Source organism: Fluviispira multicolorata (assembly GCF_009208585.1).
GTDB classification, from domain to species: Bacteria; Bdellovibrionota_B; Oligoflexia; order Silvanigrellales; family Silvanigrellaceae; genus Silvanigrella; species Silvanigrella multicolorata.
Window position 1 is genome coordinate 476,682 of sequence record NZ_WFLN01000006.1, and the last position, 14,291, is coordinate 490,972.

Genomic DNA, 14,291 nt, shown 5'->3' on the forward strand with positions numbered 1-14,291 from the left:
GTTTGAGATGTTAAAATTTATCAAAGGTCAAAATACAAATTTATCTTCAGATCATGGTTCAGGGTCTGAACAAGAAGATGAGCCAGATCGTCCACCGGTTTTAGTTACAACTGTTATTGTTGTTTTTTCATTTTTATTTCTCTTAATAGTTGCAATTGTGGCATCTACAGTGTTGTGGAAAGCGACTGAGGCACGTGAAAAAGAAGTGCAAACAGGAATGGGAGATCATCAAAGAATTGAATATGTTAAAAATCAAGAAGAAATCTTATCTTCTTATAAAAAATTAGATGATGGTTACTATCAAATTCCAATAGCACAAGCTGTGAAGCAATTTGTGAAAGAACAAAATAGTAATTAGTCAGGAGTTATTGTTTTGAAGTCTAATATTATTTTAGTTAAAATATTTGTAATATTTCTTTGTTCTTTTTTGAACAAGGAAATATTTGCTTTTGATGAAAGAAATCCTTTTCCTAATGCAAAAGGAGTAAGTACAGGTTCTGGTATTCCTTTAAGTAAAGTGCCAGAAGTAATGCAAGGCGTTACAATTACCGAAAAACTTGGAAGTTCAATTGATTTAAATAATACTTTTACAGATTCAAATGGTAAAGTAACTAAAATCTCTGAAATGCTTTCCGATGGAAAACCTCTTATATTAACGTTGAATTATTATAGATGCACTTCTCTTTGTTCATTGCAATTGGTTAATTTTGCAAATTCCTTGAAAGATATGGGCTGGAAAATTGGTAAAGATTTTAAAATTGCGACAGTCAGTTTTGATCCTAGTGATGTTCCTAAAATTGCTAAAGAGCAGCAAAATCATTATTTATCTTTGACAGAACAAAAAAATGCAGATTGGCAGTTTTATGTTGGAACCAATGAGAGTATAAAAAAATTAACAGATGAAGTTGGATTTTATTATAGGTATGATACTGCAAGCAAAGAATTTGCGCATGCTGCAGCTATATTTATAATAAGTCCAGAAGGTAAAATATCTAGATATCTTTATGGTATAACATACAAATCTCGAGATATTAAATTTTCGTTAATGGATGCTTCAATGAATAAAATTGGTTCTCCGACCGATCAAATTCTCTTAACCTGCTTTCATTATAATCCTACATCAGGAAAATATGATGCATTTGCGGTGGGAATGTTACGTATCGGAGCATCATTAACAGTGTTATCGTTACTTATTATTTTAGGGTTCTTTTTTTGGCGCGAAAAGCGCAAGGCATATTAGGGAGTGTGAAACGTGTCAGAAACAGTCGGGCCAGATTCAGCAGCATGGCAAGGATCATTTTGGTTGCCGCAAAATGCTTCTCCAATGACAAGTGGACAGGATGCTTTATTTTATTTCATTTATAGCCTCTCTGTATTTTTCTTTGTACTTGTTGTTGGTTTTATGGTGTTTTTTGCATGGAAATATCGTAAACGGAAAGAGGGAGAAAGCACTGTAGACATTCATGGAAATACGAAATTAGAAATTATTTGGAGTGTTATTCCAGGTGTTTTATTTATCGTTATTTTTATTTGGGGATTTTTTGATTGGATTAAATTAAATGTAGTACCTCAAGGAGCACTTGAAGTTCGTGTGGTTGGACGTAAGTGGGATTGGTTATTTATTGATCAAAAAACGGGTGCTGAAACATCTGATTTAATTGTACCAATTAATGTACCTGTTCGATTGACAATGTCTTCTGCTGACGTAATTCATGGCTTTTATATCCCAGATTTCCGAATTAATCGTGACGTGTTGCCAAATCAATACACTGTTGTTTGGTTTAAAGCAGAAAAAGCAGGATCGTATCCAATATTGTGTACACAATATTGTGGTACAAAACACTCGCAAATGGTTCGTTATGTAAAGGTTTTACCTAAAGAAGATTACGATAAAGCCATGATTGCTGCGCAGGGAGCAGGGTTAACGCCCGTTGAGCTTGGAAAGAAATTATTTGCTGGTAAAGGAGCTTGCGCTTCTTGTCACAGTGTTACTCCAGATAAGGTTCGTTTAGTTGGACCTCCCTTATTTGGTACATACGGTGAAATGCAGAATGTTGTTCATTCTGGCGGTAAAAAAGAAACAATTAAATTCGACGATAATTATATTCGTGAATCTATTGTCGATCCGAATATTCGAGTGGTTGTAGGTTATCCTCCAGTGATGCCTTCTTATCAGGGTCAATTAAATGATAAAGAACTTAATGCTCTAATTGAATATATTAAATCACTGAAGAAATAATTATTAAGATTTTTTGGATATTTAGGAGCTTTGCTTATGGAAAAACGAGATATGGGAAAACCTGTATTATTTGCGGATATGCTATCGTCGCATCATGATACAGGGTCAAATTATTTAAATGCTAAAAAGGGATTTTTATCCTGGTTATTTACCGTAGATCACAAACGCATAGGAATTATGTATTTTGTTGCAATTTCGGTTTTCTTTTTAGTGGGCGGATTTTTTGCACTTCTGTTGCGTGCTGAACTCATGCAAGAAAGAATTGTAAATGCAACTGCAAATTCATATATGATCAGTGCGGATCACTTTAATGAAGCGTTTACATTTCATGGTTCTATTATGGTATTCCTTGTAATTATTCCCTCAATACCCGCAACTTTAGGTAACTTTTTATTGCCTTTAATGATTGGTGCAAAAGATGTTGCATTTCCAAAATTAAATTTAATGAGTTTTCATATTTACATTGTAGGGGCTATTTTTCTTGTATACACCATCGCATTTGGTGGCCTCGACACAGGTTGGACATTTTATACTCCTTACAGCACTGAAACTTCTACATCTGTTGTTGCTGCTGTTTTTGGTGCATTTATCTTAGGATTTTCTTCAATATTAACAGGTTTAAATTTTATAGTAACGGTTCATAAAATGCGCGCACCTGGAATGACTTGGGTAAGAATGCCTTTATTTGTTTGGGCAATTTATGCAACAAGTGTCATTCAGGTTCTTGCTACTCCCGTTCTTGCTGTTACTTTAGTATTGGTAGCCATGGAACGTTTACTTGGAATCGGTATTTTCGATTCTAATTTAGGCGGAGATCCTGTTTTATTTCAAAACTTTTTCTGGTTCTATTCTCACCCAGCTGTGTACATTATGATCCTTCCTGCTTTTGGAGTTATGAGTGAATTAATTACGACACATTCTCGCAAAAGTATTTTCGGTTATAAAGCGGTTGCAATTTCAAGTATTGGTATTGCAGTTATTGGATTTTTTGTTTGGGGACATCATATGTTCACAAGCGGACAATCTGCACTTGCAACTGTTTTTTTCTCATTCTTAACTTATGCAGTTGCAGTTCCTACGGCAATTAAAGTTTTTAGTTGGGTTGCTACCCTCTATAAAGGTTCCATTTCTTTTACGACACCAATGTGTTACGCATTTGTTTTCTTGTTTCTATTTTTAATTGGTGGAATAACTGGAATATTTTTAGGGGCAATTTCTACCGATGTTCATTTACACAATACTTATTTTGTTGTCGCACATTTTCACTATGTGATGATGGGTGGTACCTTAATTGCATGGATCGGAGCTATTTATCACTGGTGGCCAAAAATCACTGGAAAAAAATATAGCGAAACTTGGGGAAGAATCAGTTCAGTTGTTGTTTTTTTAGGATTTAACCTAACATTTTTTCCTCAATTTATAATGGGAACGCGTGGAATGCCAAGGCGCTATTATGATTATTTACCAGAATATTATAATTTCCATGTTCTCTCTACTATAGGATCTTGGGTTCTTGCTATAGGACTCTTTATTGTTCTTTTTAATTGGCTTCATTCAATTTTCTTTGGAAAAAATGAGTCAAGTTCAAATCCTTGGAAAGCAAAAACAATTGAGTGGACTGACACAGCGGTTGTTCCTATTGAACATAATTTTGAAAAACAGCCGATATCAACCCATGGACCATATGAATTTGATGAACTTGTAAAACCTGTTAAAACAGGAGGTCATTAACTTATGTCTGCTCATAATCATGAAGGCGAACATTCTAAATTTTTAGCGCACCATTTTAAATCTATGAGCCAGCAGACAGCTGCTGGTAAGCTTGGAATGTGGATTTTTATGGCGCAAGAATTGTTATTTTTCTCAGGATTATTTTGTGCATATGGTTTTATGCGTTTTATGTACCCTGATATGGTTACACAGGGTCAGTCTTCAATGGACTGGAGGCTTGGTGGAATAAACAGCGTCATTCTGCTTGTTAGTTCTTTGACAATGAGTTTGTGCGTACGTTCAGCACGTTCAAACAACAAAGCTGGAACTGTTAAATTTCTCGTAGCAACCATGATTTGTGGTTTATTGTTCTTAGTCATTAAAGGTTCAGAATGGGGAATGCACTTTCATGAAGGATATTTTCCTGGTAAATTCTTTAATCCTGTGGCTCATGCTGAAATTCAAGACCCATTAGCTCACATATTTTTTGGACTCTATTATGTAATGACTGGAATGCATGGATTGCATATTGTGGTCGGACTTGGCTTGATGACTTGGATGCTTGTTCGAGCAAATCGCGGGGAATTTAGTTCCGAAAATTATGTTTCGTTAGAGAATACAAGTTTGTTCTGGCACCTTGTTGATATAGTCTGGATATTTTTATATCCACTCCTTTATCTTGCAAAGTAACAGTTTAGGAGCTAAAAGTTATGTTAAAAATAGTTAGAAATAAAAAAAGACAAAATAGTTCAGAACATTCGTCTGGAGATCAAAAGCATTCTCATAATAATGAACATGGTCTTTTACCAGTTCGACTTTATGTAGGAATCTTTATAGTATTGTTGATGATGATTTTTATGAATATAGGAATCTCTATGCTTCCTATACCGTCTATTTGGATTGTTTCTTTATTAATATTTGTGGCAATCATTCAGACGATTTTAGTTGCTGTGTTTTATATGGAACTTATTCATGAAGATAAATTTTATTCCTTCGTGTTTGGTTCAGCGGTTTTGTTTATGCTCCTCTTTTTTGGAATCACTTTGGGTGAAATTAGAGGAAGAGATTTTTTTACTGCGACTGAAGGTGTTAAAATGATGAGAGGAGTTGACCAAAATGGAAACTTCGCTCCGGGTGGACCTAAGCTTGAGAAAAAGAGTGAAGGATCTCATTGATTTCATTTCGTACGATTTAAAACTTCTCTGCTTCTTTGCTAATTTCTTTTAAAATATTATAAAGTTCGTTTTTATTTTTACGGCTTTTATCTTTTGAAAGTTCTTTAAATAGTTTTGTTAAATCAGTAATGCGATCTAAAAATTTATTTGCTTTGTCAGGAAAGTATTGCATTAAGTTATCGTAACTTTCATTAGTTAAGTTATATTTTGAGTATAGAATTTCGTTTATAATTCTTATTTGGAAATTAGAAATAATTTTATTAAGAGATTTTAATTCCTTTGCATAATAAATATTTTCAGCTTCTTTTGGCAGAAAATCTATGAATATATTATTGCTTGCATATAAAGTTTTAATATCCTCAATATCTTTAAAGTAAGTGATGTGTTTTAACAGATCATTGATTGAGATATAATCTGAATAAATGAATTGAATTCTATTTCCAAGAAGTTCTGATACTGCTGCTTCATGTATTTCTTGTAACATTAATTGATTGTTGTTTTTAGAATTTGTTTGTATGTAATGATCGTGATTATTTTTACTTATATATTCTTTTTGTTTTAATTGATATAAAATGTAAATACTGTATTGAAGTGGATTTGATTTTTTTAGATCGTAAATAAAATCAAATTTATCAAATTTTTTATTAATATTTTTTCGGGGTATTACAACATATTCTAATTTCGGAGATTTAATATAGTTAAGAGGATTTACAGTATTTGCTTTCGCTGTTGACTCAATTGTAAGGCTTAGAATTGATAAAAATAGAGTTAGTATGCATTTAGCTGTATTTGTAAAGTATTTAGAGTTATTCATATAAAATCCACTTAAAATTAAAAAAATAATTGCCATTCATAAGAATGGAATGGTATATTTATATGTGATTTATGAAAATTTCAATGTGATTTCGTTTGTTTTTATAAGTATATGTTAAATTATATTATAATATAATGAATAATAAGGAATATTTTAATTAAAATGAATCACAAATTTCTTGTTTATAAGTAAAATTTCGATATAATCACAAATAGTACTCGAAACATCTTTAAGAGTTGTTAAGGTGTTTTTATCAATTTAAAATTCATATTTTTTAGTAATGAGTTGTAATAAATGAACTTTATAAAAATACCCTATACGGTTTGGCAAAATGATAAAAAATTATTTTTAAAACCGAAAATTTCTCTTATTATGACTTGTTATAATAATTTTGAATTTTTTAATTTAACCTATTACAGTCTACTGAATCAATCCTTAAATAGTAATTTATTTGAAGTTGTGGTCTGTGATGATGGTTCAAATTATGAAAATTCTAGTAAAATTAAAGAGCTATTACAAAAGTCTCCTTTTGCTTCGACCTATATATGGCATGAGGATAGAGGATTTAGAAAATCAGAAATTTTGAATAAAGGAATCTACCATTCAAAAGGTGATTATCTTGTTTTCATAGATGCTGATTGCATGCTGCACTCAAAATTTTTAGAAGATCATTTAAGACACTCACAACCTAAGTCTGTCCTTGTTGGACGAAGAGCTGAGCTGACGAAGTCATTATCTAGAAGCTTAACACCAGAAAAAATATTAAAAAAATTTCTTGAAAAAAGCTCTTGGTGGCTAATTATATACTTATCTTTTTTTAAAGATGGAAATGGTTTCAAAACATTATATTTGAATAATGAATTTTTATTTAATTATTTTAATAGAAAAAAGAGAGGAATTGTTGGTTGCAATTTTTCTTGCCATAAAAAAGATATTGAAGCAATAAACGGTTTTAATATGAGATTTCAATCTTATGGTGGAGAAGAAAGTGACCTAGAGTATCGATTGCGTCTTGTAGGTGTACAAATGAAATCTTTCTGTCACAGAGCAATTCAGTATCATATTTTTCATGCAAAAAGAGAGCAAGGATCTAAAGCAATTTTGAATGAAGCCTTACTGAAAGAAGTTGAGCAAAGCAAGATTCATTTTACGGAATATGGTTTAAATTATATTAATGATAATTAAGAGTATTAGTTTGGGCATGTATCGCTTTGAGAGTTGAGATTTTGAAAAAATTATTCTTAAAAATTCGGGAACGTATTTTAAACAAATTAAGAGCATTGTTACTTGCTAGGATAAAAAAATAACTTCTCTTCAATGATTTATATTGAATATTCTCTCATTTGGCAGAAAATTTGAGTACATACCTTAATTAAAATTGTTCTAAATAATTTCTAAATATATCGCAAGTTCGACCTGTATAGCTTAGTTTATGACCTTGCACTTTAGCGCCATTTTTACACTCATCTAAATCAAACCAGCGATAGCCTGGGCTACCTGAGATGTTAAACACCTTATGTGAAACTTCCCATGCATATTTATCTTGTGGAATAAAAGAACGAGATGAAATATAATTTTTGTCAAACTTGACAACGAATAGCATATAATCTTTAGAACGGAGTACCATAAATCTTTTTGCTTTATCTAAATCTTTTTCAAAAAGATGTTCTTTTCCGCTTTCTTCATTAAACTCACGAATAGCTCCTGAAATCGGATCTTCGCAATTTTCTGTTTCACAATTTTTGAATTTATTATCTGCGTAGGCGCAGGATCCTCCTGGAAAATTCCACCATCCACCCAATTTGTCACTACGAAGTTGCAATAAAAACCTTTTTTTAGGAGCAGAATCATCAACAATAAGCACTCCGCATTTAGAAATAGGTACTGTACTAGAAGTAAGATTCTCAAAATAATGTGCTATTTTTTGATGTTTTGGTAAAACCATAAATAATTTTGTAGCAGGACTGTTTTTAGCGATTTCAGTAAGAACAATGGGGCTGTCATCATAAAATACATTTATATTTTGGTTTTTTAATATATTGGATTTTCCTCCAGAAACACAGAAAATATCTGAGGAGTGAATAGCACCTAAATTATTATTGTTCAATAAATTTAATTTATTAGTGGTATATCTAGAATCACAAAAATCCTTATTATGGGTAACAATATAAGGAGTATTAGAGCTGTTAAGTAAAAATTTTATTTCCTTTTGTAATCTTAAATTCCTCTCTGTAGTATTAAAGACAAATTTTGAAGGATAATATTGATCGGTCAACGAATAACGTACCTCAGTATGGAGGACGCCATCAACATCAAAGCCTACATTAGCTCTAGTAGGGCGTGCAAAAGGAGAGTTTGTATCAGTTTTTTCAAATAAATCATCTTCGCCATTGTGTGTAATGTTAGACAATTCATTATGATTATTGGAGTTATTTTGATTTATAGAGTTAGAACACCCTGTTAAAACTAAAACAGGCAACAACAAAGACAATAATAATTTCACAAATCGATTCCTCGTAATTTTCATCAAAAAGTATAAATTTACGCTATAATTTTCTTTTAATATCAATGTACTATGTATATTCTTATTATAATAAGAATATACATAGTATTAACTATATCTCACAAGATTAACTAACACTAATTGTAATATATTTTCAATTATATTTTAATCTTTTTGTATCATAAATGACTTTTAATTTCATATTATATAGGGATAAAAATAAATCTATTTTATAAATATTATTTGATATGTCCTCTTATAAAGTCAAACATCTTCTTTAAACACTCAATGTAAACTAAAGAGTCGAAGTTATTTTTATTCTAAATATATTTCATTTTACGGAATATGATTTAAATTATATTAATGATAATTAAGAGTATTAGTTTGGGCATGTATCGCTTTGAGAGTTGAGATTTTGAAAATCTTTTATAAATGTTATTTTGTATTTTTCATTTTCCTTTAAAATTTTCAGAATAAAAATTGAATCGTAATCAGCTGATGGCCAATCTGGAATATCAGAAACTGAATTATTAATATCTTCTTTATAGATTTCTTTAACAATATCTACGAGTTTTAAATGCTCCCAGCTTACGAAAATTAAAGAGTCACTGTATTTTGAATTTAAAAGTTCTTTTTTTATGTTTTCAACATCTGTAAAACCAAATTGAGCATTTACAGGCATTCCGAGTTGAATTGCAGTAGGTTCTATCGTAGCTAAAGGGCGTATGTATGAAAATTTGAGAAGTTTTTTACCGATTTGCACACTTGGATTGGGAGCGAAAATATAATTAGGTTTTCCAAATTTACCTAAAAGAACTTTAGGTAATTTAAGAGAACGATTTAAACCTTTGCAATTCAGTTGACCAATTTCCATATCTAATGGTTTTTCTCCATGTCGAATTAAAATAATTGTTTCAGTATTTGATGGACTTTGTGCAAATACACTTGCATTTAAAGCTATTGAGAAAAGACTTATAAGAGAAGTGCGCATTATATAAATTTTCATTTATCACCTTGTTTTTAAATATATTGGATGTAGAAATATTTTTGTTTCTTTAGCTATGTGTGTTTTCAAATACTGAAGAAGAGTTAATTTTTGGTATGTTTCTTGCATAAGTTAGATTACCAAGTTTAATAAAAGAGGGAAACATGTTGAGAATGATGATATCATATCAATTATAGCCAAGGCTAGCACTAAAATTAAAAAAATTTAAAATTTACTTCTCAAATAAGATTAAGATTTTTATAAAAGCCATATTTTGAACAAATATATTGGAGCATGTTGGGGGGGGGAGTAAGTATTTCAGAAGGAATGGCGTTTGATAGGGTGGCTTATTGATTAAATTAATATTTTTTGATACCCTACCGAGTAATTAATGAAAAAATCAAGTGAGTTAACATTTGTGCTAAAAAAACTTGGGAAAATTAAAATTAATTCTTATCGTCCACAAGGTGTTTTAACATTTAATACACGAGTATTTTTTTTGTTATTATTTTTTTTATTTTTAAACATAATAGCAGGTAGGCATTTTTATAGTCATCATATTAATTCAATTATTGAAACACAAAAATCTGAAAAAATACAAACAAAAATATCAGAATTAAAAAAATTTTATAAATCAAATACGCCAATTTCTTCAACTTGTATAGATAGTGAATGTTGTTACAAGCAGTTAATAAATGAAATTAAAAATTATTTTAATATAAAAAGTCCTAAATATTATCAGCAAAGTAATTATTATTTAAAAATAGTTATTTTAAACAAATTAATTTCAAAAATTTTAAGACCCCCCATCCTTTAATCCATTTTAAATAAATATTTAATTTATAAAATAAAAGGATAAAATATGAATAAACTTGCTAAAAATGTTATGCAAGCTATTGGTAAAGTACCAACAGTTCGCATAAATAATATCAGTCCAATATGTAAATCACATAATTTATATTTAAAACTAGAATCATGTAATCCTGGCGGAAGCATTAAAGAAAAAAATGCGGTTTATTTGATAGAACAAGCTGAAAAAAAAGGATTACTTGCAAGCGGTGGTACGATTATTGAATCCAGTTCTGGAAATTTTGGAATTGGTCTTGCTATGATTGGTGCAGCAAAAGGCTATAGAGTATGGATTGTGGTTGATGCAAAAACACCTCCCCCTACGAGACGCATGATTGAAGCTTACGGTGCTATTTTAATTGATGTTCCTTTAACTGAAGCCGATGCGAACGGTTCTATGCAAGTGGCGCGCATGAAAAAAGCTGCCGATTTAGCTCAAGCCACGCCCGGCGCTTGGTATCCTTGTCAACATAAAAATCCTGAAAATCCCACTGCACATAGTATTTATACGGCACGAGAAATCATTGATGATTTTGGAGGCACTCCTCCCAGTGCAGTGGTTGTGGGCATCAGCACTTCTGGCCAACTGACGGGAATTGGCTCCTATTTAAAAAGATTTTATCCACAAATAACTATTATTGGTGTCGATGTTGCAGGATCGTCTGTGTTAGGTACACCTTCACATCCATATAAAATGACAGGATTAGGGCTTTCTTTTGTTCCTCCGCAGTTTGATGGAAATTTATTAGATTTAGCTTACAGCGTTCCTGATGCTTTAGCTTTTTCCGTCTGTCGCACACTTGCCCAAAAAGAAGGGCTACTACTAGGAGGTTCAACAGGAGCAGTTGTTGCTGCAGGTCTTTCATATGCAATCAATTTAAAGCAAAACCAATCTATACTTATGGTGAATCCCGATAGAGGAGATCGTTACTTAGAAACTATTTTTAATAATCAATGGATCGAAAACCAAAGAATTAATTTAAGTTCTGGGGATAGTTTACAAAAGCTTATTGAAAACCTTGAACCTATACCAGAGTTTTATTTCAAACAGAAAAACAAAAAAGCATGAAAACTACTTTTATTCAAAAAATGATTGCTTTGTGGAAAGAGTTTTTACCACTTTCAGTTAGTGACGTGACTATGGCTTTGGGTGATCCTCTGGTAAACACAACTTTAGCACAAATGCCTCACTCACAAACAAATTTAGCCTCCTTAGGTATTGTAAAATCCTTTGTTGTTTTATTTGAGAGTCCAATCATCATGATGTTACATGCCTCAAATGCGCTTTCTGGAGATAAAGGAGCTAGAGAAGCCTTATGGCGCTTTGTGCTGATTTCTTGTATTTCATTAACAGTTCTTTTGTCTTTACTAGCGATTCCTTTTATATTTTTCCCTATAATGCAATATATTATTGGAGTTTCTAACGAAATCTCTAAAACGGCACACAAAATTTTATTGTGTCTTTTATTTTGGCCTGCTTCTATTGCATTGAGAAGATATTTTCAGGGAATATTGATTATTCATGGACAACTTAAAACAATCGCCCGTGCGGGACTATTGCGCCTTCTCGTTTTATTTTTTTGTTTAGTTGTAGGATATTTATTACATGTGCAAAGCAGCTATTTAGCCGGATGCTCACTTATGCTTGCAGTAGCTTCAGAAACTATTGTTATTTTTTTAGCTTCCATAAAATATAAAAATTCTTTCCTTGAAACGAAGATCAATATAAATGAAAAATATTCTTATCCTAAAACGATCAAAGAAATTTGGAATTATTATTGGCCATTAGCTCATTCTATGGTGCTTGTTTGGGGAGGAAGATCTCTTATGATTGTGTGCTTAGCTCGTGCGGTCGATAGTAGCTTAGCTTTGGCTATTTGGCCCGCAGCTTGGAGTCTTATCCTAGTTTTTTCTAATACCACGAGAATGATCCAGCAAGTCATTATTCGAAATAAAGATAAATATCATCCTGCTGACTTTATTATTTTTGCTTTAAGTGTCGGTACCTTTTTATCTGCTCTATTATTGTTTTTAAGCATATCCCGATTTGGAAAGAATCTCCTTATATCATTTGTAGGGCAAAATGCTTTTCTCTTGGATGGGATGCAACGAGTTTTAATGATTTGTTTTTGTATTCCAATCTTAATTGCAATTCAAAATGTTTTGCAAGGTTTTTTGATAAGCAGCAGTAAAACAAATTTTATTAATCGCGCCACTTTATTTGGGACTGGTATCCTTTTAATCTCTGTATATATAGGTATTTTATTACAATATTTAGGGGCATCTGTAGCGGGTTTTTCTATGGTTATTGCATTGATGTTAGAAATTCTGATTTTAACAACTCAAATTCCATGGAAATTCTACATTCATAAATACGCACAACAGCAAACAATTCAAGAAAAGGTTCTATAAATATGAAATATTCTGCCAAAGCTCCGGGAACATGCGGCGAGCTTGTACAAGGATATCTTAATGGGAAAGATTTTTTAATTAATAGTCCAATTCCTTTTTTTGCAAAAGCAAGCCTAACTATAAAAAATAGTAAACATCAAATCAAGGTAGTAGAAAGCAACAAATACTTAAAAGTAAATCAAATCCTAAAAAAGCTTCTTTTGCATCTAAAAGTTGAAGAAAATATTTCATTGGAAGTAGACATAGATTCAAAAATCCCAAGAGGAAAAGGACTCGCTTCAAGCACAGCGGAACTCACTGCTGTAGTGCTTGCGGCAAGTTCAGCTCTAAACAAAGAAATATCTGACCAGGAAATATCAAATCTATTGCTTTCTGTTGATAAATCTTCTGACGGCGTTTTTCTACCTGGAATCTCTCATATTAATCATTTAAAAGGAGATATTTATAGAAGATACAAAGATATACCATCTTTATCTTTTATTATAATTGATTCTGGTGGAGAGGTTTCAACACAAGAATTTGATCGTGACTTTGCAAGATCGATTGCAATAGAACATAAATATTCAATAAGAAGAGCCTTATTATGGATTGAAGAAGGCTTTCTAAATCAAAATCCGAAATTAATCGCACAAGCGGCAACTTTGAGTGCACGTGTTAATCAACATGTTTTATATAAAGCGCCATTAGAGACTTTAATAGATGGGATACGTGAAGTAGGTGGGTTAGGAGTAAACTGTGCACATACTGGCACTGTTTTAGGAGTTATGTTTGACCATTCTCAGACGGATAAGCAGAAATTACTTGATCGGGTTTATCAACTTATTCATCCGTTACCTATTATAGGCATTTATCCATTAATTGGAGGATCAAGAATATATGATGAAGAATCTGAAAAAACTGATAGTTTAAAATTAAAAATTTAAATTCCAATTATAAGCATTATAGTTATTAAACAAATAATATTTTTAAATTTTATTAAAAGTCCTTAAACAAAATATTTTAATGTAGCGGTAATCTATTGTATTTGCTATGATATGTTTTTTCAGATACAAAAAAATTTCATTAAATATTCAAGGAGGAGATTTTAATGAAAAAGGTATTATTACTAGGTTCTTTTACCTATGCTTGTACTTTAATTGCAATGCCAATGGACTTTATTTTAAATGAGTTTACAAAAAACTATGAGCTAAATAGTAATCAAAGTATGTCCGAGTATATCTTATCTAATGAAAAATATAATTCAGATTACGCATTTAATAATGCAGAATTTACAAATAATAGAAAAAAGAGATCATGGGTAAGTATTGGACGATATATTGGCAGTGGAATGTATAGATATGCAATAGAATTTATATATAAATAATGATTAATAATAAAAAATATAAATCTCATGAAATAATCTTGATGGGATTTATTACGGGATTTTTACTAGAAGTATTTGTCCCAGATTTTAATTTTTTTAAAAGTATAATTCAGGTTCTGAAATATATATTCATGTATATATCGAATTAATTTTTGCGTTTAAAAGGATTTCTTGAACATCAATTGATGATCTTTTTTTACAAATATTGCAACGCATACAGTCCAATACAAATAGCATCAGC

Annotated in this window: 15 protein-coding genes; 12 read left to right on the plus strand and 3 right to left on the minus strand. The window is 31.2% G+C overall.

Going from position 1 to position 14,291, the window contains the following annotated elements; genetic code table 11:
- Positions 1–7 precede the first annotated feature (7 nt).
- From GCL57_RS08490 to GCL57_RS08515, 6 genes are all read left to right on the plus strand, one after another.
- Complete coding sequence (locus GCL57_RS08490; RefSeq protein ID WP_152212922.1) at positions 8–358, plus strand: hypothetical protein; 351 nt, start codon at positions 8–10, stop codon at positions 356–358.
- Between the two features lie 15 nt (positions 359–373).
- Entirely contained in the window at positions 374–1,240 is an 867-nt protein-coding gene (locus GCL57_RS08495; protein ID WP_152212923.1) for an SCO family protein, read from the plus strand.
- A 12-nt stretch (positions 1,241–1,252) separates the two neighbouring features.
- On the plus strand, positions 1,253–2,239 hold the full coding sequence (coxB, locus tag GCL57_RS08500) for a cytochrome c oxidase subunit II (protein ID WP_152212924.1): 987 nt from the start codon (positions 1,253–1,255) through the stop codon (positions 2,237–2,239).
- Between the two features lie 78 nt (positions 2,240–2,317).
- Positions 2,318–3,970 (plus strand): cytochrome c oxidase subunit I, encoded by a 1,653-nt coding sequence (locus GCL57_RS08505; protein WP_152213022.1) that lies wholly within the window; start codon positions 2,318–2,320, stop codon positions 3,968–3,970.
- A 3-nt stretch (positions 3,971–3,973) separates the two neighbouring features.
- Positions 3,974–4,639, plus strand: a complete 666-nt coding sequence (locus GCL57_RS08510; RefSeq protein ID WP_152212925.1) for a cytochrome c oxidase subunit 3 family protein — start codon at positions 3,974–3,976, stop codon at positions 4,637–4,639.
- 20 nt (positions 4,640–4,659) lie between these two features.
- A complete protein-coding gene (locus tag GCL57_RS08515; protein WP_152212926.1) occupies positions 4,660–5,124 on the plus strand; it encodes a cytochrome C oxidase subunit IV family protein in 465 nt (154 codons plus the stop codon).
- Between the two features lie 16 nt (positions 5,125–5,140).
- Here GCL57_RS08515 and GCL57_RS08520 read toward each other — a convergent pair whose 3' ends face one another.
- On the minus strand, positions 5,141–5,938 hold the full coding sequence (locus GCL57_RS08520; RefSeq protein WP_152212927.1) for a hypothetical protein: 798 nt from the start codon (positions 5,936–5,938) through the stop codon (positions 5,141–5,143).
- 294 nt (positions 5,939–6,232) lie between these two features.
- Here GCL57_RS08520 and GCL57_RS08525 point away from each other — a divergent pair, with 294 nt between their 5' ends.
- Positions 6,233–7,123, plus strand: a complete 891-nt coding sequence (locus GCL57_RS08525; RefSeq protein ID WP_152212928.1) for a glycosyltransferase — start codon at positions 6,233–6,235, stop codon at positions 7,121–7,123.
- A gap of 187 nt (positions 7,124–7,310) precedes the next feature.
- On the opposite strand, the gene GCL57_RS08530 is transcribed toward GCL57_RS08525, so the two are convergent.
- Both GCL57_RS08530 and GCL57_RS08535 read right to left on the minus strand, forming a co-directional pair.
- Entirely contained in the window at positions 7,311–8,441 is a 1,131-nt protein-coding gene (locus GCL57_RS08530; RefSeq protein ID WP_152212929.1) for an NUDIX hydrolase, read from the minus strand.
- A 379-nt stretch (positions 8,442–8,820) separates the two neighbouring features.
- Positions 8,821–9,447: a hypothetical protein gene (locus tag GCL57_RS08535; protein ID WP_152212930.1), complete on the minus strand. Its 627-nt coding sequence runs from the start codon at positions 9,445–9,447 to the stop codon at positions 8,821–8,823.
- Between the two features lie 370 nt (positions 9,448–9,817).
- On the opposite strand from GCL57_RS08535, the gene GCL57_RS08540 reads away from it, so the two are divergent.
- The 5 genes from GCL57_RS08540 (at position 9,818) to GCL57_RS08560 (ending at position 14,050) form a co-directional block, all read left to right on the plus strand.
- Positions 9,818–10,243 carry a hypothetical protein gene (locus tag GCL57_RS08540; protein WP_152212931.1) on the plus strand — a complete coding sequence of 142 codons (426 nt, stop codon included), beginning with the start codon at positions 9,818–9,820 and terminating at the stop codon, positions 10,241–10,243.
- Positions 10,244–10,288: 45 nt separating this feature from the next.
- A complete protein-coding gene (locus GCL57_RS08545; RefSeq protein WP_152212932.1) occupies positions 10,289–11,344 on the plus strand; it encodes a PLP-dependent cysteine synthase family protein in 1,056 nt (351 codons plus the stop codon).
- On the plus strand, positions 11,341–12,687 hold the full coding sequence (locus GCL57_RS08550; RefSeq protein ID WP_152212933.1) for a hypothetical protein: 1,347 nt from the start codon (positions 11,341–11,343) through the stop codon (positions 12,685–12,687). Before GCL57_RS08545 ends, GCL57_RS08550 begins: the two co-directional genes overlap by 4 nt.
- A gap of 2 nt (positions 12,688–12,689) precedes the next feature.
- Positions 12,690–13,610 carry a GHMP family kinase ATP-binding protein gene (locus GCL57_RS08555; protein ID WP_152212934.1) on the plus strand — a complete coding sequence of 307 codons (921 nt, stop codon included), beginning with the start codon at positions 12,690–12,692 and terminating at the stop codon, positions 13,608–13,610.
- Positions 13,611–13,774: 164 nt separating this feature from the next.
- Entirely contained in the window at positions 13,775–14,050 is a 276-nt protein-coding gene (locus GCL57_RS08560) for a hypothetical protein (RefSeq protein ID WP_152212935.1), read from the plus strand.
- Positions 14,051–14,291: the final 241 nt, after the last annotated feature.

Coding starts and splice junctions, on each gene's coding strand:
- GCL57_RS08560 (WP_152212935.1), top strand. CDS start 13,775: ATGAAAAAGGTATTATTACTAGGTTCTTTTACCTATGCTTGTACTTTA.
- GCL57_RS08525 (WP_152212928.1), top strand. CDS start 6,233: ATGAACTTTATAAAAATACCCTATACGGTTTGGCAAAATGATAAAAAA.
- GCL57_RS08555 (WP_152212934.1), top strand. CDS start 12,690: ATGAAATATTCTGCCAAAGCTCCGGGAACATGCGGCGAGCTTGTACAA.
- GCL57_RS08520 (WP_152212927.1), bottom strand. CDS start 5,938: ATGAATAACTCTAAATACTTTACAAATACAGCTAAATGCATACTAACT.
- GCL57_RS08510 (WP_152212925.1), top strand. CDS start 3,974: ATGTCTGCTCATAATCATGAAGGCGAACATTCTAAATTTTTAGCGCAC.
- GCL57_RS08545 (WP_152212932.1), top strand. CDS start 10,289: ATGAATAAACTTGCTAAAAATGTTATGCAAGCTATTGGTAAAGTACCA.
- GCL57_RS08535 (WP_152212930.1), bottom strand. CDS start 9,447: ATGAAAATTTATATAATGCGCACTTCTCTTATAAGTCTTTTCTCAATA.
- GCL57_RS08540 (WP_152212931.1), top strand. CDS start 9,818: ATGAAAAAATCAAGTGAGTTAACATTTGTGCTAAAAAAACTTGGGAAA.
- GCL57_RS08490 (WP_152212922.1), top strand. CDS start 8: ATGTTAAAATTTATCAAAGGTCAAAATACAAATTTATCTTCAGATCAT.
- GCL57_RS08550 (WP_152212933.1), top strand. CDS start 11,341: ATGAAAACTACTTTTATTCAAAAAATGATTGCTTTGTGGAAAGAGTTT.
- GCL57_RS08505 (WP_152213022.1), top strand. CDS start 2,318: ATGCTATCGTCGCATCATGATACAGGGTCAAATTATTTAAATGCTAAA.
- GCL57_RS08515 (WP_152212926.1), top strand. CDS start 4,660: ATGTTAAAAATAGTTAGAAATAAAAAAAGACAAAATAGTTCAGAACAT.